Below are 18,315 nucleotides of genomic sequence, written 5' to 3' on the forward strand. Positions count from 1 at the left end.
CTTCTTCTGCAAAAAAATCTCATCTATTTCAGAGCTGCTTTTTTAGAGCATGCCCAGTTTTACAAAAAGTTGTGTACCGTTCTGATACTAGCTTATGATGTTCCAGATGTCCAGCCTTCATGCCAGCTGAGCTGGGTCCCCCAGTAAAAAATCCCCTAACTGCATCTCAATATTTCCTTAGCCAATGAGGCGTCTGTTCCAGTTCAAATGCAAGCCGGAACAGAAGATCCTCCCGCCCTTTGGCTGCCATAAACTGAACAAGCATGGCAAGCCCTCTGCTGTACTGTGCAGGGGCACGCTCATCGCCGGCTGCCCTGTCAGGTTGGCCAGCTGGGTGAACAGCGTCCGCTTCAGGCTGTTTTCAGCGAGCTGGCCGGCAAGCCCGGCCTTTTGGGCAAGCTTTCCCAGCTTCAGCATACTGATCAGCCGGACAGCCGTTTTTTCTGCAGTGCGGAGGCTGAGCTCGCCGATCCTGGCAGGCGGAAAAGCAGTGGCAGGAGTCAAATAAAAGTCATAGGTCTCATGGAAAGAATCCATCACATAGGCGGCTTTGTCCCATTCCCTCATGCTCAGTACAAAATCCCCGGCAGAGATTGTTTTTCCAAGCATCCCGAGGAGCCATGTAGATGCTTCCACATCCGTCCTGGACACCTTCCGCCCTAGTGTTGCCTCCATTCCAGCCAGCGCCGCCGCCACCTCCCCAAAGTACATGGTGATATAGCTTTGGGCAAGCTTCTTCCCGTCTATATCCGGTTCAGCTTCTTCGGTCCGGTACCCCAGATCTTCGAGGATAGCCGCCGTGCGGAGCACAGCTTCCCTGCAGTCGGGATGGACATCGGTGACAAGCGGGGAAGCTGTGGTATAAGCAATTTTTATGGTTTTTGGGAGCGGCTTTTCCAGACAGCCCAGATACGATTCTGATGGGGGAATAGCGTGAAAGGCGCCGCCTTTTTCCGGTCCATGCAGCTCATCTAGCATGGCAGCGCTGTCCCTGACCGAACGGGTGAGCACATGGTCGGATGAAGCCCCCTGCCAATGCCGGCCAATCCCAGGGCCGGCCGGTGTCCTTCCCCTTCCCGGCTTCAAGCCGAACAGGCCGCAATAAGCAGCAGGGATGCGGATCGAGCCGCCGCCGTCATTGGCCCCTGCAATCGGCACCATCCCGCTCGCCACTGCTGCAGCGGAACCGCCGCTTGAGCCGCCCGGAGTGTAATCAGGATTCCATGGATTCCTTGCCGGGCCGTAAAATTCAGGCTCTGTTATCCCCATCAGCGCGAGCTCCGGGACATTCGTCTGCCCAAGGAAAATTACGCCTGTCCGCCGAAGCCTGGCAACAAATTCAGAATCGCTTTTTGCCCGGTAATTCTGCAGCGCCTTTGAGCCGGAAGTAATTCTTTCTCCGGCAATCTCCTGGGTGATATCTTTCAGCAGCATCGGCACTCCTGCAAAACTTCCCTCCAGATCAGCAGACAAAGCAGACTTTTTTGCCTGGTCATACATTTTATGGATGACCGCATTAAGCCCCGGATTCAATGCTTCAATATTTTCAATGGCGGCCTCTGCCAGCTCAATTGGCGCAGCTTCTTTCTTTTTGACCAGCTCCGCCAGGGCAAGGGCATCATTTTCTAAAAACAGCTTGTTCATTTTCCCACCTGCTTTAAAAGAAATAGTACCCTTACATTTCTCTGAAATCAGGGTGATATCCTGCAAGCGGCAAAAGGAAAGGCAGGCCCGGAAAGGACCTGCCTGCATTTTATGGCTTCAATACAACCTTCGTACAATCGTCTTCATGTTCATTGAACAAATGATAGCCGCGTGCTGCATCTGCGAGCGGCAGCTTGTGGCTGACGATGTGGGTTGGATCAATCTTTTTCTCTTCGATCATATTGTAGATTTCCGGCATCAGATGGATGACTGGTGCCTGTCCTGTTTTAATCGTTACGTTCCTGGAGAAGAAGGCTTCGAGCGGGAACATATTGTAGGTTGCCCCGTAAACGCCTGTCAGCTGTACTGTTCCGAATTTCTTAACAGCTTTCGTTGCCATCTGGATAGGTCCAAGAGTACCTCCCTGGAGCTTCAGCTTCTGCTCGATTTTTTCAATCGCTGATTTCTTCCCGTCCATGCCGACGCAGTCGATGACAACCTCTGCACCGCCGCTTGTGATCTCCTTCAGATAATCACCCATATCATCATGTTCACTGAAGTTGAAGGTTTCAACCTTATTGACGAGCTTGGCATGCTGCAGGCGGTAGTCAAGATGGTCGACTGCAATCACTCGGGAAGCCCCCTTCATCCAGGCGAATTTCTGGGCCATCAGGCCAATCGGACCGCAGCCCAGAACAACGACCGTGTCACCCTTTTTGACGCCGGAATGAAGGACGCTCCAATAGGCTGTCGGGAGAACATCGGAAAGGAACAGCAGCTCCTCGTCTTCCATTTCATTGGATTCCGGTACGACAAACGGCACAAAGTTTCCGTAAGGGACGCGCAAATACTCTGCCTGGCCGCCAGGATAGTTTCCGTATCTTTCTGTATAGCCAAAGTAAGCGCCTGTATCCTGATGAGGGTTGGAATTATCGCATTGGCTTTCCATATCATGCTGGCAGAAGAAGCATTGCCCGCAGGAAACGTTAAAAGGAATAACAACCCTGTCCCCTTTTTTCACCTTCGTAACCTCAGGCCCAACCTCTTCAACAATGCCCATCGGTTCATGTCCGATAATATAGCCTTCCCTCAGGGGCATATTTCCCTGGTAGATATGAAGATCTGATCCGCAAATCGCTGTGGAAGTTATTTTTACAATCACATCATCATTCTTTTCAATCCTTGGATCTTCAACTTCCTTGACTTGAATATCTTTGGAACCTTGCCACGTAACTGCTTTCATCTCTCACACTCCTATCCAGAATCTACTTGGATATACCCGATTACCGGCGGAAGGGAACATGTTTTTTCAGAAAAGTATTTCAAAAATTTCTTGGAAGGATTTTATAATTGGTCTTTACCCTTTCCAAACATATCCATCTTACCAGTACCTTACTCCTGCAAGGTTTTTTTAAAAACTTCATTTTTTTCATTAAAAAGTGATCCAGAACTACATCATTTTCATTAGATCCACAGAGCACCAAAGAGTTTATAAGACTTTCCGCCGGGTACACAAGGATGGAATAAGTTCCAATTCAGGCGGAATCTTGAAAGGAGGTGAGCATAGCGAGTGTCAGCCAGATTCGTACCAGCATTAGTTCTTGCCGCTTTCTGCTTTATCCCCTCTACCGCACTGGCGGACGGGCTGCTGGGATCTGTGACGGATAAAGTCACGAGCACCGTTAGAGAAACGGTTCCCCTGCAGCGAAGCGAGGAAAGCCAGGACCTAAGCGGCCAACAGAATAATGACAAAGCCGAACCAAAAGATGCCTCTCTTCTTGGCACAGTGAACGGTGCAGTAGAAGAAACAGTCAAAACGGTGACAAAGCCAATCATCAGCGTGGAAAAGGACGAAAATGCGGAAGAGGAATCCCTGGTGAATATTAACCTTTCCGAGGAACCTTCCATAAAAGTGGACGCAAAGATTGCCGAAGCAAGCATTTCTGATTCCATTTCCGTGAATACGCCAGTGGCCGATGCTGAAGTGGGCGACTCCATTAAAGTAGAAACACCGGTAGCTGATATAGATGTGTCTGATTCTATTTCTGTTAAAACCCCGGTTGTCGATGCTGAAGTGGGCGATTCCATTAAGGTGAAGACTCCGGTCGCAGATGTAGATGTGTCTGACTCTATTTCTGTTAAAACTCCGGTTGTCGATGCTGAAGTGGGTGATTCCATTAAGGTGAAGACTCCGGTTGTGGATGCAGATGTGTCTGATTCTATTTCTGCTAAAACCCCGGTTGTCGATGCTGAAGTGGGTGACTCCATTAAGGTGAAGACTCCGGTTGTGGATGCAGATGTGTCTGATTCTATTTCTATTAAAACTCCGGTTGTCGATGCTGAAGTGGGTGACTCCTTTAAGGTGAAGACTCCGGTCGCGGATGTTGTCACTGACTCTATTTCTATTAAAACGCCGGCGGCTGTTAATGGCGCAGGCGATCCCATCAAGGTGAGTATGCCGTCTGCCGAAAATGGCAGGATTGATTCTATCAGCATTAACACACCTGCTGATGCAGACAGCCCGGATGGTAAGACAACAGCAGATACGCCGGCAGAACAAACAAATTCAGGTGTAAATCTGGATGAGGCTTCTGCCATGTCTGATGGCGATATAAATGAATTTTCACAGCCAGCCAGAATCACACCTATGGCAGTAGATGCTTCCCAACAGCTCTTTGGTTCTTCAGCCAAGGCTGTAACAGCACCTTCTGCTGAAAGCGGAAACAAGTTCCAAGACAATGCTGCTGAAAAGGCACCAGCTGAAAAGCCGGTACAAGCGGCAATTGCCTACGTACCTGCCAACAGCGGAACAAACGGTTCCAGTACAACGGCAAGCGGTGGACAATCTGCCACAGGCGGAGCAGCACTCCCTTCCATGTATTTTGCCGGTGTTCCGATGACTGATGCAATGTCTGAAAAAGCGGCCAGATATGGTGCAATTGCTTTTTTCCATGATCAATGGTTAAATGCTCCTCCTTCACAGCCGCCGCAAACATCCTTCTTCTTACACGTTTTTATATAAAAAACTAAAAAGAAGAAGGAGAGAATTCAATTGAAAAACAAACACTTATTGAAAACATTAGCGATCACAGGTATTGCTGCAGCAGGTCTTTTTGCAGGAAGCTCCTACACCCTTGCAGACGAGGACACTAACCATAATTCACTTGGACTTTCAACCAATCTGCTAACAAGCTTGAATTCAAGCGAGGAGAATGACAGCTCCTCACTCACTTCAAACTTAAAAGCAAACCTGAATCTCAAGTCTGAATCAACTGATTCAAACAATGGAGAAAGTTCATCTGAAAACGGTGAAACAGCTGCCAAAACAGCTAATGGACAAGAAAGTGTGAACTCCGATGGACAGGAACAATCTGAAGACTCAAGCAGCCTGGATACCAATCTCGGCCTGGATCTGGGACTCGAAAGCTCTGAAGAAGGTTCTTCTTTAGATTCAAACACAAACGCAGATATACAAGCATCTTCAAGTGAAGATAACGGAGAAGAACAATCTTCTGCCAATCTTGGAACCAATCTTGATCTTGGTGCTTCCACTTCTGATGATGAGTCTTCTGCAGATTTTAACACTGGATTGGATCTTGGAGCTACTGCTTCTGACGAAGAGTCTTCTCTTACGGCAGGTGCTGATATTGATGCTTCTGCTATGAACAAAGATGAGGACGAAGAGTCTTCTGCTGATCTGAACACTGGGTTGGATCTTGGTGCGATGACTTCTAAGGATGAGTCTTCTCTTATGGCAGATGTGGATGTTGATGCTTCTGCTATGAACAAAGATGAGGACGAAGAGTCTTCTTCTGATCTGAACACTGGGTTGGATCTTGGAGCTGCTGCTTCTGACGAAGAGTCTTCTCTTATGGCAGGTGCTGATATTGATGCTTCTGCTATGAACAAAGACGAGGACGAAGAGTCTTCTGCTGATTTGAACACTGGATTGGATCTTAGAGCTACTGCTTCTGACGAAGAGTCTTCTCTTACGGCAGGTGCTGATATTGATGCTTCTGCTATGAACAAAGATGAGGACGAAGAGTCTTCTTCTGATCTGAACACTGGGTTGGATCTTGGTGCGATGACTTCTAAGGATGAGTCTTCTCTTATGGCGGATGCGGATCTTGATGCTTCTGCTATGAACAAAGACGAGGACGAAGAGTCTTCTGCTGATCTTGACGCAATGAACAAGCTTGGTTTTGTTTCTGAAGACGAAGATGAAATGACTTCTTTTTGGAATAACACTGGGTTGAATGCATTTGCGATGAACAAGGATGACGAAGATGAGTCTTCTGCTAATCTTGATGCAATGAACAAGCTAGGTTTTGTTTCTGAAGACGAAGATGAAATGACTTCTTTTTGGAATAACACTGGGTTGAACGCTTTTGCGATGAACAAGGATGATGAAGAAGCTTCTGCTAATCTTGATGCAATGAACAAACTAGGTTTTGTTTCTGAAGACGAAGACGAAATGACTTCTTTTTGGAATAACACTGGGTTGAACGCTTTTGCAATGAACAAGGATGACGAAGAATCTTCTGCTAATCTTGATGCAATGAACAAGCTAGGTTTTGTTTCTGAAGACGAAGATGAAATGACTTCTTTTTGGAATAACACTGGGTTGAACGCTTTTGCGATGAACAAGGATGATGAAGAATCTTCTGCCAGCTTAAATTTTTTAAATGATTTAGGTTTCGTTTCTGAAGATAACGAAGATAAATCTTCATTCTGGAACAAAACAGGCTTGAATGCTTCTGCTATGAACAATGACGAAAATGATGAGTCTTCTGCCCGTTTTGATCTGATGAACAATCTTGGTTTATTTTCACAAGACGATGAAGATTATTCAGGTCTTTGGAGCAAGCTTGGACTTTCAGCTTCTGCCATGAATAGTGATAACGAAGATTATTCTGCTTCACGCCTGGATGCGATGACTGATTTGGGACTTGCCTCTTTAAGCAATGAAGAAGAAGCTATTTTATGGGCAAAGCTTGGCCTTCACCTTGCAGGCATGTCCAGCGAATATGAAGAGGAAGATTTCTCTTCATTAGGTTTAGATCTTGACCTTGGTCTTGAACTCGAAAACCTAATGTAAGATTCCATTTTCCAGCACGGTATCTGCTGAAACTCGCGACTTCAGGAGAGACAGGCTGCAGGAATCCGGTTAACTTACGAAGTGAAAGGAGCTCTGCGACGGCAGGGCTCCTTTTGATTTGCTGTTTGAAGGGCGAGTTGCTAATAAAATGGGAAAGTTGCTAGTATATTGGGAAACTTGCTAATAAAATCCACAAGTTGCTAATAAAACGGAAAAGTTGCTAGTATAATCCAAAAGTTGCTAATAACAGGTTTGCCGCATAAACCCGCGATTTGGAAGAGTCGCAAATATATCCAGAAACTCGCAAATATAATTTAAAAGTCGCAAATAAACTCTGAAACTCGCAAATATATTCAAATTCTCGCAAATAAAATCCAGAACTCGCAAATATCCTCCCCTGAACTACCCCAGCTACCCCTATCCTCATAGAAAAAGCAGCCAAATCTGCGATTCAGCCCCATCTACCCCAAATACCGATGATACACCCGCTTCGCCTCCTGGATATCCTTCGTTCCGTGAACCAGCGCCCGTCCGTCCTTAAAAAGGACAAGCCGGTGACCGTCTTTTTCAAAGGAAAGCAGGAACGGGTTTCTTTCTACTATCCCGCCTGCAAGCCGAAGCTGCTCTGCTGCAGCATCCAGGCTAGGCACCATTCCAGCAGCCGGCCGGATCTGTACGGTATTCCTCCCGCACAAAACTGCTGTCTTCATCCTGTTTTCATAGCCAAGATACGGGTGAACAGCACCACTGCCGCAGGAAGGGCAGTCCTCATTTTTCAAAGCGCTTATAGAAACCGAAGAAAATTGGTTCTCCCACAAATCAAAGGTAACTAGCTTCCGCCTCACCGCCTGAAAGTCTCCAACCAATATTTTCAGCGCTTCGGCCGTCTGATAGGCAACGGTCATCCCGACAGCGGGCGCAATGATGCCGGCAGTATCACAGGTTGCCCCGCCAATCGGCACCTGCTCGAGCAGGCAGCTGAGGCACGGTGTTTCTCCGGGCAGGAAGGCTGTGCTGATGCCATAGCTTCCTACACAGGCTCCGTAGATCCAGGGGATTGAGTGCTTGGCCGCAATGTCATTGATGACCATCCTCGTGTCAAAATTATCGGTGCTGTCCATGATCAGATCGATGCTGCCAGCGAGAGCCTCAAGCTCATCAGGCCCGGCATCGCCTACTATGCTTTCTATCACAACCGATGAATTGACAGCTTGAAGACGCCGTCCTGCGGCAATCGCCTTTGGAAGACGTCCAGCCGCATCTTCTTCTGTATAAAGCTGCTGCCTCTGCAGATTGCTCCACTCTACATAATCGCGGTCTATGATCGTAATTTTACAAACTCCAGCCCTCGCCAGCACTTCGGCATTGCCACTTCCTAGCGCTCCGGCGCCGATGATGAGGACATGCTTCCTGCTTAATTTCTCTTGTCCCTCCACGCCGATTGGTGCAAAGAGCTCCTGCCTGGAGTATCTGCCGTTCAAACGGTGCTCAATCCTTCCATCGGGCTGCTTGCAGAAGCATATCTTTTCTTTGCCATCCGGCCGGCTTCATATCCGAGCCGTCCCGCCTCCACGGCAAGCTTCATCGCTTCTGCCATCTTGACCGGATCCTTGGCAGCCGAGACAGCCGTGTTCAGCAGGACGCCGTCCGCTCCGAGCTCCATCGCCAGGGCAGCGTCTGCGGGGGAGCCGATCCCGGCATCGACGATAATAGGGACTTCAGCCTGTTCGATGATAAAGCTGAGGTTGAGGGGATTGATGATTCCCTGGCCGGACCCAATCGGCGATGCCCCCGGCATGATGGCATGCACGCCCATTTCCTGCAGCCTTTTCGCCAGCATCACATCATCTGAAATATACGGAAGGACAATAAAGCCTTCCTTTAATAGCTCCTCGGACGCCTTCAGGGTTTCAATCGGATCCGGCAGCAATGTTTTCATATCGCCGATCACTTCTACTTTAATCATATCGCAAAGGCCTGAAGCCCTGGCGAGTTTTGCCGTACGGACTGCTTCCTCTGCAGTCTTCGCGCCCGCTGTATTAGGGAGCAGCCTGTAGTTTTCCACATCCAGCTCCTCCAGCAGATTCGGCTGTTCCGGGTCAAAAATATCCATGCGGCGGACTGAAAAGGTCAGCACTTCAGTATGTGATGCCTTGACTGCCTTTTTTTGCGTATCAAAATCCGGATATTTCCCAGTCCCGAGCAATAGTCTTGAGTTAAATTCGTATGTGCCGATTTTCAGCATTTCATCCGCCTCCTACAAAATGTACGATTTCAATACGATCACCATCAGCAAGCTCCGTTTCAGCGTGCTGGCTCTTTTCCAAAATAGCGGCGTTCAGTTCTACAATGGCCGCCTTTTGATTGAGTTTTAAATGATCCAGCAAATCGGCTACCGACTTTACGGTGCCAGGCACCAGGATATCACTGTTATTCACCTTCAGTTTCAATGGGCTCACCCCTCCTGCACTTTCTTTATAACTCTCTCAATCTGAAATTCTCTGTAAAGCTCCTTTTCCTCTGCGGCTGCGGTTCCTTCAATAGAGTCAGAAACCATTTTTCCTGTGATTGGGCTCAGCAGGATGCCGTTCCGGTAATGCCCGGCAGCGATGAACAGGCCCTTATAGGCCGGATGCCAGCCAATATAAGGAAGGCCGTCCCCAGTCTGCGGCCTGATTCCTGCCCATGCCTTTTCCCAGCGTGCCTCTGCCAGCTGGGGCAGCAGCTTATACGCACGTTCGGCCAGCATCCTGACACCGCCAAACGAAACGGAAGGATTGAACTCATTTTCATAGCTTGTGGCCCCTATAATCAGGCGGCCATCCTTTTTGGGCACAAGATACCCGCCTGAATCGGAAAAGATGGTCGACCGGATCAAAGGCTGTTGAGGTATAACCGAGAGGCATTCTCCTTTTACAGGAAAAATAGGAAGCTCAAGATCTGCTTTTTTCAGCAGCTCTCCTGTCCAGGCGCCTGCGGCAGCAATAACGGTATCTCCATAGTAGCTTCCTTTATCGGTCATCACGCCTTGAATGGTTTCTTTTTCAAAAATAAAGTCTTTGATCTCTGTCCCTTCCTGCGCTTCCGCACCTCTTGCCATTGCCCCCACTGCAAAAGCCCGCGCTAGATTCGGGGCAATCAGCTGGCCGTCATTCGGAATCAGCATTCCGCCTGAAAGCCCCCGGGAGAGATGAGGTTCCCTTCCGCTGATCTCTGCCTGTTCCATCCACCTTACCTGTCCGTCCCACTCTTTATGGAATCTGACCTGCCTCTTAAGGGTTTCTGCCTCTGCATCATCCCAGGCAATTTTTATCATCCCTTCATTAACAAGCCCGATGCTGATTCCTGTCAGATCCTCAAGCTCCCGGATCATGTCAGGGAACATGGCCCTGCTTTTCAGGGCAAGCTTCAGCATGGACAGGTTCTCATCTATTTCAGCCTGGGCGCCGAGCATTCCGGCTGCGGCAGAAGTGGCTTCTGACCCTATCTCCCTTTTTTCCAAAATGAGCACCTGCTTGCCAAGCTTTGCCTGCTGATAGGCGATAGAGCAGCCAATAATCCCGCCGCCGGCAATGATCACATCATATACTCTCTTCATATCTGCCTCCTCTTCTCTTTAATTCAGCTGCAAATGCGCTTGCCGCCTCCTCCGGGTTCGAGGCTTTAAAGATTCCCGAGAGGACAGCAGCACCTGAAGCCCCGGCACTTATCACCTGACCCATATTGTCTGCAGAAATTCCTCCGAGCGCTATCACCGGAACAGAAAGCTCTCCCGCAATTTTCTCCAGAGAGGAGAGGCTCCTTGGCTCAATGTCTGGCTTGGAGCCTGTTGGAAAACAGTGGCCGTACATGACATAATCGGCACCTTCCTCTTCAGCCTGAACGGCTTCTTCATATGAATGGACCGATTTTCCGATGATCAGGTCAGGAAAGGTTTTCCGCACTGCACGGACAGGCAGGCTGTGATAGCCAAGCTGAACCCCCTTCACTCCAAGTGCTGCAGCTGCATCGACTCTGTTATTCATGATGATCTGTTCCGGGGGTACTCCCCTTTCCAGCAGGCTTTTTCCCATCTCATAAATGACAGCGGCTGTCCGGTGATGCTCCCTGATATGGATATAGTCCACATACTGTGAGATGCTGGAAGCTATCCTGATAAATTCCTCCGCCGGCTGCCCTGCAGATATAGCATGCAGCTGCAGTCTATCTCCGCCGGGCCGCCCTTGAAAATGACGCAAAAAAACCACTCCCCTGTTGCGCAGGAAAGTGGCTGTTTATATTTATGGCTAAAAAAATAGATACTTTTCATAACCGTTCGGCACACTTCCCTACGCTAGTATGAACTAGATCAGGTTCAAAGGGTCTCAAATGCTTGATCTCAGCCTCTTGCAGGCTCCCCTAGTGATAATTCTGACTATTTAATTGTTCTCTCTCATTTTAGCACAGCGATTGGGCGGGGAGAACCCGCAATTTAATTAAGACTCATTTTTCCCCGGCAGGCAGAATCGGCAGTACCGTTGAATATTTTACTTCCCTCAGCGAGAGGCTAGTCTGTATCTTCGTGATCCCGAGCTGATTCAGCTTTCGAATAAACCGTTCCAGCCCTTTCCGGTCTTTGATGGCGACTTTTAATATATAATCATATTCTCCTGTCAGGCAGTGGCATTCCAGCACCTCAGCCATATCCACCAGCGTGCCCTCCAGCGCTTCCAGCTTTACCGCCTGATGGATGTTGGTGCTGATGAAAATAAAGCAGAGAAGATCAAAGCCCAGCTTCTCCTGATTCAGGATTGCCACCTGCTTCTCAATATAGCCTTCATTTTCGAGCCGCTTCACCCTCCCATGAATGGCTGGTGCTGACAGGCTGACCCTCCTGGCAAGCTCAGCATTGCTCATTTGGCTATCCTTCTGGAGCAGATCCAGGATTTTCAGGTCGACTTCATCCAGCACCTTGTTCACAATCGATTCCATCTTTACAGCCTCCTTACGATTATTCTGCAAACTCCGCTCTAGCTCACTCTGCTTTTACCATCTTTCATAAAATTCACCATAAGTATTAATAAAATTTCGTATTTACTCTATTGTACGAAATAATCATCAAATCACAAAGAGAAAATGTTAAAATTAATTAACCATTTCTTAAAGGAGCTGCTCCTATGCCAGCTTTATATGTATGCCTGATGCTTCTTACCAGCCTGCTGTGGGGCGGGAATTTCGTTGTAGGCAAGTCGCTTGTGGAATATGCATCCCCGGTGGCCTTGACTGCCTTTAGGTGGATCATTGCTGTCATCTGCCTGTTTCCAATTGTCCTCCGCAAGGAAAAAAAGCTCCTGCCTCCTGCAAAATCGCTTGTTCCGCTGCTTTTGATGGGCGTGACAGGTGTAGTGCTGTTCAATATCTTTCAATTTTGGGCGCTGGAAGAAACGACGGCCACAAATGTCGGACTCATTTCAACGCTTAACGCAATATCAATCGCTGTTTTTTCAGCACTCTTTCTAAAAGACAGGATTAACCTTCCGCAGATTCTGACCATGCTGTTTTCGCTTTTTGGTGTATTGCTGGTCCTTACCAAAGGCCATCTGGAGATGCTGCTGTCTTTGACATTTAACAAAGGGGATTTATGGATGATGGCAGCGGTGTGCATTTGGGGAATCTATTCGGTTCTCGGCAAGTGGGCCGGAAAATATACTTCTCCGATCATGTCGACCTTCTATTCGGGAGTTTTCGGACTGGCCATCCTGCTGCCATTCAGCTATTCCGATCTCCAAGTCAATAATCCTGATCTGTCTTTTGCAGGTTCCATGCTTTATACCGGGCTCATTTCAACCGTTGTGTGCATGGTGCTCTGGAATAAAGGGGTCCAGAAAGTCGGCGCCGTCACCGCAGGGGTCTTCCTGAATTTCAATCCTGTTTTCACTGCTATCCTGGCTTTTCTGCTGCTCGGAGAAAAGCTTGAATCAATCCAGTTTCTCGGAGGCATGATCGTCATCCTTGGCTGCTATCTTTTCACTCGCCTTCAGGCCCAGCGTCAAAGAAAAAGCCTGCCCGGCAAACCGGAAGCTTCGATTACAGCTATAGATTAGAAAAGGGCTGCCCATGAAAGTGAATAGTTCCGATACTGTTTAGAAAAGTTTAAATAGCAGGTCAATTAACACACTAAAACACCCTGTGTCTAGCACTATAAATGACGATGCAAAAGCATAGAAAAACGCTTGGATTTAAATATTCCAAGCGTTCTTTTTTACTTTCTAATGTCAACTAAACACACGTTAGCTTAAGTACATTCTTTCACATACTTCAAATGATTTAGTTCCCACAATCATTGTGACTGTAAATTTTTCTCCATTCATCTTTTTTCACCTAGCTGGCCTTCTGGGTTTATTTTGATTTAATACCTGCACCACAAAGAGGTATGATTATTTTTTCAACCGATTTCTTTCCATATTTTAAATAACCGGCATAGTTGGTCGCTGATGTCACTTCAACATAAAAACCTTTTTCACTAAGTTTCTCCCGTGCTTTTAGAATCTCATCTTCTTGAATCTCAATAAATGTACCATTTGTTTCCCGTACAGCTTCTAAAATTTGTTTGGAACGCGCTGGTGCAGCAATAGCTATCCCTTCCGCTAAAGTACCTCTATTCGTAACAGGTTGTGCTGATTCCTCTCCAGTTTGGTAAGCTTTCACAAGAGGAGCACAGTTCTCCGCTTGAATGGCAACGATTTTCGGTATTTTATCAATTAATCCATTTTCAAATAACTCTTTAAAGCCATAATACGCACCTAGGAGAAGCGTACCGTTTCCAACAGGAATAATTAAAGCATCAGGCGCACCATTTAATTGTTCATAAACTTCATAGGCATATGTTTTCGTTCCTTCATAAAAATAAGGATTATACACATGACTTGCGTAAAAAACTTTTTCTTCATCTACTGCTTTTTGTGCCGCAGCTGCAATGTCCTCTCGTGTACCACGAATCTCTTTAACCGTTGCTCCATGGGCTTTTATTTGAGCGATCTTTTTCGGTGAAGTTTCATCACTTAGATATATATCACAGGCAATATCACAACGTGCTGCATAAGCTGCAATGGCGGTTCCTGCATTACCGCTACTATCAGCAATTACTTTTGATACCCCTAATTCTTTTGCCTTTGTCATCAAAACGACGGCTCCTCGATCTTTAAAGGATAATGTAGGCATCATATAATCAACTTTTACATACGTATTTGGCTCCATAGGATCTAGAACGATTAAAGGTGATTGACCTTCACCCATTGTCACGGATTCCCATGTCTTAGAATCTTTGTCGAATGGCATGGTTTCAAAATAACGCCATAATGAGTTTGGATAGTTATTCCAAGCCGCAATATCAACTTTTGGGGTGTCTTTTACTATGTTTAATACTCCGCCACATTCACATCTCCATAGAGTTGGTATAATATCATGCTTTTTGCCACAACTGTTACAAATAAATTGTCTCATCATTTATCAACCCTTTCTAATAATTTTTTATATGAATTAGACTTTTTTATACAAAATAGGTAAAAAAATATAACTAAATATATGCAATCGCATCAATTTCAATTTTGAATCCAAAATGTAATTCATTAGTTGGCACAACGGTACGAGCTGGTTTATGTTCACCGAAAAATTCCTTATAAACAGCATCTACTTTATCCCATAAATTCACATCCGGAATATATAATGTCATACGCAAAATCTTCTCTTTTTTACTTCCAGCTGCTTCTACAATCATTTCCACATTCTTAAGTGCTTGTAATGTTTCTTCTTCGACGGTGCCAAATGTCTTTTCACAGGTTTCTGGATTAATGGCAAATTGCCCTGATACATAGACAGTGTTCTGATGAACTGTTGCTAATGCATAGTGTCCATTTGATTTTAAATTTCCTACTTCAAAGATGCTTTTCATTTATTTCTCCTTAACTTGATTTATTTTTGATTTCATCCAAATAACTATAAACTGTTACTTTGGAAATGCCTAACAAAGATGCGACCTTCTCAACCGATCCTTTCATTAAAAAAATGCCTTTTTCGTCCATAAATCTTATTAATTCAATCTTTTCATGGCGTTTCATGACTGGATGAACACTATTTTGAATGATTTGTTGAATCAATTGATCCACTATTCCTTCAACATTTTCAATATCATCATCTGATTTTGTTTCCTTCTCTTGAACTTCAACCTGTGTAGAAAGAAAAGTATTCATAAATTGTTGCATTTGATTCAGTGCTTCAACATCAAAATTTATACAGAAAGCACCAATCACTTTTTGCTTGGAATCACGTATTAATGAAGTCGAAGAACGAATAGTACGCTTATCTTCTGTTACAAATGTATAACCAGCTAGATAATCTTCTTTAAAATCTTCTGATTGTAATACAGTCTTCACTAGATGATCAAATGATTGACCGATTTCTCTTCCTGTAACATGGTTATTTACTGTAAACATTACAGATGCTTGAGGGTTCGTCAAATTATGAATAACGACTTCACAGTTTGGTCCAAACATTTTTGCAGTAGATTTTGCTATAGGGATAAAACTCTCTAATACTTTCTTAATTTCTTCCATGTCTAACTACCTCATTTTTTAAATTCCTTTCAATTATATATTTTTTTATATAAAAAAGATATATATAGATTTTTTTATATAATTTTAAAAAGTTTATTAGCTAATCACCCAAAATGAATGATTAGATAGGCTTTCTTTAACTAAACTGCCCCTTTTCTACATTAAGCAGGGAGTCACTTATTACAGGAATGCTGTTTCCCCCTTATGGGCTTAAAGAGCAGATGCCAAGATTGGGCAGCTGTTCTGGGACATAAGCACCCGTTAGCTTAATAACTTTAAACATAGTAACCAAATCACTTCACTTTATATCTAGTTGAAACTTTCTTACTCAAGGAATCTAACGTAGAATCAAATTTATAATGAATAATCAATTGATTCGGTTCTTCCCATTCTAATTTATATGCACTGTCCGAAAATGGCTTATAGCCATCATCTGTATTAATACTGGTTAAATAAGTCATAAATAATTTTGAATTTGATAATTGGTATAGGCGACCATAACCTCTTTCAATCACTATAAATTCTTCTTTATTGTCTGGAGAAGAAAACCTCGTGTATTCAGCCTCTATTAATAGATTTGGAAGGGACGGTACGAGTATGAAAAATACCCCTAGCGCAATTATTATTCCTTTTATACCTTTATCATTAAAAAAATAAATTAGAGATACTATTGCCACAATTATAAGCAAATTAGACAATGCCCGATGACTTATCCCGTTTGGTGGTGTCTTTATTTGTACGTATACTCCATTGATTTCTAATATGATTAATGCAAAAGCAATACAACACTTGAAACTAATGTGATAAGAGCAATCTTTATATATTCTTTTGTATTATCTTTTTCCACTCTTCATCATCACCTCTAAAATAGAATTTCCTTCTTCCATAAACCTGCCCCGTTAGTCATTTAAGAAAAGCTGCCTGGTTTGGCAGCTGATCTGGAACAACTTCATAAAAACACCTCAAAAAGAAATATAAATCTTCCAAAAGGGATTAGTATCAGGCTGAAAAATAAGCGGAGAATTTGCCCCTAATTTCAAAAACACTCTAAAAATAGCTCAAATAGACGGAGAAATTCCGCCTATCGGCTCAAAAAACAGGAAAATGGACAACTTCGCTCCTCTTAACCGGAAAATGTCCGCTTATTTAAACCCACATATACCATATTCAGCAACTTAACCGGAAAATCTCCGCTTATATTAAGGCTTGCTGGTCACTCATATAAGGATACGACTTCCTGTTGTTTTAAAATAGTAATTACATCATTGTCAATAATGTTTGTCACTATACCTAAGGTGTGATTTCGCATGTGAATTCAAGTGTATATATTCTAAAAACATTGATACACAAGAAAAAACAACAGACCAAATCCTATGCGATTTGGCCTGTTCATTAGTGTGCTTTTTTAAATGTTTCTCCACCAAGATGGGACCATCAAGGGCATCCCTCACTCATTTATGAAACTCTTTCATCCTGCTGCACATATTCCTCTTCCCAATACTCTGCATTCTTGATGCCGAGTTTCTTCGAGTTGAAGACCGGATCGAGCCCCTGCTTTTTCTGGGCTTCATAGTCCTTCAGGGCAATGAGGGCCGGTTTGGCAAGGATCAGGATGGCAATCAGATTGAGCCATACCATCAGGCCGAGCCCGACATCCCCAAGCGCCCAGGCAAGATCTGCTGCATTGACGGCCCCATAAAAAGTCGCCGCCAGCAATACGATTTTCAGAATAAAAGTCAAAAGTCTGCCGTCCTTATTGCGCATCAGATATGCCATATTGGTTTCAGCGATATAGTAGTAAGCCATAATAGTTGTGAAGGCAAAGAAGAATAGAGATACTGCGACAAAGCCAGCACCAAAGCCAGGAAGTGCAGAGTCAACTGCAGCCTGGGTGAATGCCGGGCCTGCTTCCACTCCCGGAAGACCGTTGAAAATCATTGTTTTTCCGTCTTCACCGACGGTGTTGAACATTCCGGTAAAGAGAATCATAAAGGCTGTTGCAGAGCATACGAAAAGTGTATCGATATAAACAGAGAATGCCTGGACAAGCCCCTGCTTTGCCGGATGTGATACCTCGGCAGCCGCAGCAGCGTGCGGCCCGGTTCCCTGGCCGGCTTCGTTTGAATAGATTCCACGTTTTACCCCCCAGGCTATCGCACTGCCGACAATTCCGCCAAACATGGAATCCGCAGCAAATGCACTGCTGAAAATAAGGGAGATTACACCTGGAAGCTCGCCGATATTCATGCCGATGATAATCAAAGCAACAAGCATATAGCCTACTGCCATGAATGGAACGGCATATTGGGCAACTGTCGCAATCCTTTTTACCCCTCCGAAGATAATCAGGGCAAGAAGGACGACAATGACACCGCCAGTGACATATACGCTAACACCAAATGCATTTTCCATGCCCAAAGCAATGGAATTGGACTGAATGCCCGGCATCAGGACGGACATTGCCAGCAGGGCAGCAACTGCAAACAAAGCAGCAAACCATTTGATGCCGATGCCCTTTTCAATATAATAAGCAGGGCCCCCGCGGTATAAGCCATCCTGTTTTACCTTGTAAATCTGAGCAAGCGTCGATTCCACGAAGGCGCTTCCTGCACCAATGAATGCGATGGCCCACATCCAGAAGACGGCACCTGGTCCGCCCATAGCAATTGCTGTGGCGGTACCAGCGATGTTACCAGTTCCCACGCGGCCGGAAAGAGCAATAGATAAGGCCTGGAAAGAAGAAACGCCCGCATCGGAACTTTTGCCTTTAAACATGAGAAGCACCATGTCTTTAATGTGCCTGATCTGCAGGAAACGGGTTAAGACGGAAAATAGCAGCCCTACTGCCAAACAAATATAAATGACAGGCGTGCTCCAAAGTATTCCGTTTAATTGGCTAACAAAACCTTCCAAACAAATTCCCCCTTATTATATTTAATTCTGAATCTTTTTCCTATTAAGAATTATATGTGAAATGATACC

At 45.3% G+C, this 18,315-nt stretch carries 16 protein-coding genes and 1 riboswitch; of the genes, 3 read left to right on the forward strand and 13 right to left on the reverse strand.

Annotated elements, in window-relative coordinates:
- Window positions 1-177: 177 nt before the first annotated feature.
- Window positions 178-1,644 (reverse strand): amidase, encoded by a 1,467-nt coding sequence (locus ACQCVH_RS13510; RefSeq protein ID WP_426836184.1) that lies wholly within the window; start codon window positions 1,642-1,644, stop codon window positions 178-180.
- Between the two features lie 109 nt (window positions 1,645-1,753).
- A complete protein-coding gene (locus ACQCVH_RS13515; protein WP_426836185.1) occupies window positions 1,754-2,887 on the reverse strand; it encodes a zinc-dependent alcohol dehydrogenase in 1,134 nt (377 codons plus the stop codon).
- A 327-nt stretch (window positions 2,888-3,214) separates the two neighbouring features.
- Between ACQCVH_RS13515 and ACQCVH_RS13520 the strand changes: the two genes are divergently transcribed.
- Window positions 3,215-4,666 (forward strand): hypothetical protein, encoded by a 1,452-nt coding sequence (locus tag ACQCVH_RS13520; protein ID WP_426836186.1) that lies wholly within the window; start codon window positions 3,215-3,217, stop codon window positions 4,664-4,666.
- 30 nt (window positions 4,667-4,696) lie between these two features.
- Window positions 4,697-6,742, forward strand: coding sequence for a hypothetical protein (locus ACQCVH_RS13525; protein ID WP_426836187.1), 2,046 nt, complete (start codon window positions 4,697-4,699; stop codon window positions 6,740-6,742).
- A 461-nt stretch (window positions 6,743-7,203) separates the two neighbouring features.
- On the opposite strand, the gene ACQCVH_RS13530 is transcribed toward ACQCVH_RS13525, so the two are convergent.
- The 6 genes from ACQCVH_RS13530 to ACQCVH_RS13555 form a co-directional block, all read right to left on the reverse strand.
- On the reverse strand, window positions 7,204-8,223 hold the full coding sequence (locus ACQCVH_RS13530) for a thiazole biosynthesis adenylyltransferase ThiF (RefSeq protein WP_426836188.1): 1,020 nt from the start codon (window positions 8,221-8,223) through the stop codon (window positions 7,204-7,206).
- Window positions 8,220-8,987 (reverse strand): thiazole synthase, encoded by a 768-nt coding sequence (locus ACQCVH_RS13535; protein WP_426836189.1) that lies wholly within the window; start codon window positions 8,985-8,987, stop codon window positions 8,220-8,222. The genes ACQCVH_RS13530 and ACQCVH_RS13535 overlap by 4 nt, the downstream gene beginning before the upstream one ends.
- Before the next feature lies 1 nt (window position 8,988).
- Window positions 8,989-9,192 carry a sulfur carrier protein ThiS gene (gene thiS, locus ACQCVH_RS13540; protein ID WP_426836190.1) on the reverse strand — a complete coding sequence of 68 codons (204 nt, stop codon included), beginning with the start codon at window positions 9,190-9,192 and terminating at the stop codon, window positions 8,989-8,991.
- 5 nt (window positions 9,193-9,197) lie between these two features.
- Window positions 9,198-10,340 carry a glycine oxidase ThiO gene (gene thiO, locus ACQCVH_RS13545; RefSeq protein WP_426836191.1) on the reverse strand — a complete coding sequence of 381 codons (1,143 nt, stop codon included), beginning with the start codon at window positions 10,338-10,340 and terminating at the stop codon, window positions 9,198-9,200.
- On the reverse strand, window positions 10,324-10,989 hold the full coding sequence (locus ACQCVH_RS13550) for a thiamine phosphate synthase (protein ID WP_426836192.1): 666 nt from the start codon (window positions 10,987-10,989) through the stop codon (window positions 10,324-10,326). Before ACQCVH_RS13550 ends, thiO begins: the two co-directional genes overlap by 17 nt.
- Before the next feature lie 61 nt (window positions 10,990-11,050).
- Window positions 11,051-11,152, reverse strand: a riboswitch (TPP riboswitch).
- Window positions 11,153-11,224: 72 nt separating this feature from the next.
- Complete coding sequence (locus tag ACQCVH_RS13555; RefSeq protein WP_426836193.1) at window positions 11,225-11,713, reverse strand: Lrp/AsnC family transcriptional regulator; 489 nt, start codon at window positions 11,711-11,713, stop codon at window positions 11,225-11,227.
- 185 nt (window positions 11,714-11,898) lie between these two features.
- Here ACQCVH_RS13555 and ACQCVH_RS13560 point away from each other — a divergent pair, with 185 nt between their 5' ends.
- A complete protein-coding gene (locus tag ACQCVH_RS13560) occupies window positions 11,899-12,825 on the forward strand; it encodes a DMT family transporter (RefSeq protein WP_426836194.1) in 927 nt (308 codons plus the stop codon).
- 295 nt (window positions 12,826-13,120) lie between these two features.
- Here ACQCVH_RS13560 and ACQCVH_RS13565 read toward each other — a convergent pair whose 3' ends face one another.
- From ACQCVH_RS13565 to ACQCVH_RS13585, 5 genes are all read right to left on the reverse strand, one after another.
- Complete coding sequence (locus ACQCVH_RS13565) at window positions 13,121-14,224, reverse strand: threonine synthase (RefSeq protein WP_426836461.1); 1,104 nt, start codon at window positions 14,222-14,224, stop codon at window positions 13,121-13,123.
- A 73-nt stretch (window positions 14,225-14,297) separates the two neighbouring features.
- Window positions 14,298-14,672, reverse strand: a complete 375-nt coding sequence (locus ACQCVH_RS13570) for a RidA family protein (RefSeq protein ID WP_426836195.1) — start codon at window positions 14,670-14,672, stop codon at window positions 14,298-14,300.
- A gap of 10 nt (window positions 14,673-14,682) precedes the next feature.
- The gene (locus tag ACQCVH_RS13575; RefSeq protein WP_426836196.1) at window positions 14,683-15,333 is read right to left on the reverse strand and encodes a helix-turn-helix transcriptional regulator; all 651 of its coding nucleotides are present in this window, start codon (window positions 15,331-15,333) and stop codon (window positions 14,683-14,685) included.
- A 293-nt stretch (window positions 15,334-15,626) separates the two neighbouring features.
- Window positions 15,627-16,031, reverse strand: coding sequence for a hypothetical protein (locus tag ACQCVH_RS13580; protein ID WP_426836197.1), 405 nt, complete (start codon window positions 16,029-16,031; stop codon window positions 15,627-15,629).
- Between the two features lie 757 nt (window positions 16,032-16,788).
- Window positions 16,789-18,246, reverse strand: coding sequence for an alanine/glycine:cation symporter family protein (locus ACQCVH_RS13585; RefSeq protein ID WP_426836198.1), 1,458 nt, complete (start codon window positions 18,244-18,246; stop codon window positions 16,789-16,791).
- Between the last annotated feature and the right edge of the window lie 69 nt (window positions 18,247-18,315).

The sequence above is a fragment of the Bacillus infantis genome (assembly GCF_050107595.1).
Taxonomy (GTDB): Bacteria; Bacillota; Bacilli; order Bacillales; family Cytobacillaceae; genus Bacillus_AB; species Bacillus_AB infantis_C.